Raw genomic sequence first — 1,419 nt, 5'->3', positions numbered from 1 at the left:
TCAGTAGAAATTTAGTGGGGATACGCATATAGTTTAGCGATGCGGAAAAGGAAGAACCTCTTGTCAGCTACGCCTCTTAGGTTTGCTCTGAATAGTTTAATTTTAGCATTGAAAGATTCTGCCATTGCATTTGAAGAACGGTGGTTGTAGAAATTCAGTATTTCATCATAGTGTTCATAAAAAGTAGCAGCAATGACGTTAAAAGAATGCATCCCTGCTTCTTCTACTTTATTATACCACCGTGCCATAGCCAGACGTGCAGCATCCTTTATGGTATTCTTTGAGAATATCATCCGCAGGGAATGGCACAAGCCATATGCTTTTTTAATGTCAGGGTATTCTTCGAATAGTATTGCCGCCCTTTGTTTCTGCCTCTCTGTCCATCTATCGGCTGATTTGAAAAGTAAATACCGCGAGCGTATAAGCAACTCCCTACGGGTATCACCATTAGAATATCGGTATGGGACATAATCTTCGTTCTTCTGTTTAGCTTCCTCCGTTTCCTCATTGGCCTGCTGTATGGTATCCCAACGGTGTTTGATGCGTAATTCCTGCACGGCATCACAAGCTAATTTCTGGATGTGAAAACGGTCTATCACACGGTCGGCTTTAGGAAATACAGTCCGTACGATCTTGCGCATGGATTCTGAAAGGTCAAGTGTCACTTCTTTAACGGCATAACGACTTTCCTCGTCAATTCGCTGAAGTACAGCTATTACATCCTCCGATTTGGTGCCTGCCACAACTGCTACAAGAGAACACTCCCTTGTGCAGGCATCGCGGTTGGTCACAAAGGTGTAAAGTTCACCGTTTGAGAGCGATGTTTCGTCAATTGCCAGATGCGGTCCTATATTCTCAGGAAACAGCATCCATTCATCCGCATGAGATAACTGTTCCCAATTACGATATCCGCTGAGAACCTCCTTGTACTGTTTTTCAAATGTATGACAGTCTATATGATAGAATTCCTCAAGCGTACGGCAGGTCACCGGGGATGTCTCCATACGTTTCTTTTAAAAAAGCTCCAAATTCTTTGGAGTATCTGGTTCCCTTGGCCACAACGTCGAGGTCGATGGGAATGCTGAAACTTTTACCTGTGCGCAAGTCCGTCCAACGCCGACGTCTGATCTTGAGAATTACCTTATGGTCCCGTATGGGAAAGTCCGTCACATTTACAGCTTCCATAAAACCTTTGGATTCAAAATGTACGTCATTGCTTAACTTGGGATTCATCTTTTCATCCAGACTGATATGAATCTCTTGAGAGGTTTGTTCGACTCCAGAGATAAGAAAGTAATCTAATATCTGCGCCGGCAACACGAGGCTGGCTAGCATGGTCAAATAATCGTTTTTCATAATGCGAAGTAAGCAATACTTCACGAGTATAAAAAATAATCCCCACTAAATTTCTACTGACCC

2 protein-coding genes are annotated in these 1,419 nt (G+C 43.1%); both read right to left on the bottom strand.

Features of this window, described 5'->3' with window-relative positions:
* Positions 1-11: 11 nt before the first annotated feature.
* The gene (locus H8S63_RS19695) at positions 12-1,004 is read right to left on the bottom strand and encodes a transposase (RefSeq protein ID WP_186927706.1); all 993 of its coding nucleotides are present in this window, start codon (positions 1,002-1,004) and stop codon (positions 12-14) included.
* Positions 970-1,356 carry a hypothetical protein gene (locus H8S63_RS19690; protein WP_186927700.1) on the bottom strand — a complete coding sequence of 129 codons (387 nt, stop codon included), beginning with the start codon at positions 1,354-1,356 and terminating at the stop codon, positions 970-972. The genes H8S63_RS19695 and H8S63_RS19690 overlap by 35 nt, the downstream gene beginning before the upstream one ends.
* Between the last annotated feature and the right edge of the window lie 63 nt (positions 1,357-1,419).

It is taken from the genome of Bacteroides sp. NSJ-39 (assembly GCF_014287315.1).
Taxonomy (GTDB): Bacteria; Bacteroidota; Bacteroidia; order Bacteroidales; family Bacteroidaceae; genus Bacteroides; species Bacteroides finegoldii.
Note: the sequence above shows the minus strand (reverse complement) of the source record. Positions and strands in the feature narration are given on the sequence as shown.

Coding starts and splice junctions, on each gene's coding strand:
- H8S63_RS19695 (WP_186927706.1), bottom strand. CDS start 1,004: ATGGAGACATCCCCGGTGACCTGCCGTACGCTTGAGGAATTCTATCAT.
- H8S63_RS19690 (WP_186927700.1), bottom strand. CDS start 1,356: ATGAAAAACGATTATTTGACCATGCTAGCCAGCCTCGTGTTGCCGGCG.